The sequence below is a fragment of the Halomonas sp. ND22Bw genome, from assembly GCF_003011945.1.
Classification (GTDB): Bacteria; Pseudomonadota; Gammaproteobacteria; order Pseudomonadales; family Halomonadaceae; genus Halomonas; species Halomonas halophila.
The window spans coordinates 1-275 of record NZ_PXWD01000778.1; the positions used below are offsets into that span (position 1 = coordinate 1).

Here is a 275-nt window from a genome sequence, read left to right on the forward strand (position 1 = left end):
ATTCCTCGGCCAAGCGCGAAAACCTGTGGCGGGCGGTCTTCACCGAACAGTATCCTTCCCTGGCCGGCGTCGACATGACCCCTGGCCGCCGACCGTCGGCCTACGCCGTCTATGACACCGGCAACCCGGCCAGTCAGCCGCTGCAGGATTATCGCCCGGCCCAGGCGGACGGCGGCGACCTGTCGGACGAACTGACCTCGGCCCGGTTCGACGCCATCCGTTACCTGGGCGACAGCGGGATCACGGAACTGTCGTTCGGCGCGCGCGTGACCGAC

1 protein-coding gene is annotated in these 275 nt (G+C 68.4%); it reads left to right on the plus strand.

The genetic code is table 11. The features are described from left to right. Positions 1-275: hypothetical protein (locus CVH10_RS26000; protein ID WP_219924890.1), on the plus strand; the 275-nt coding region annotated here is incomplete at both ends.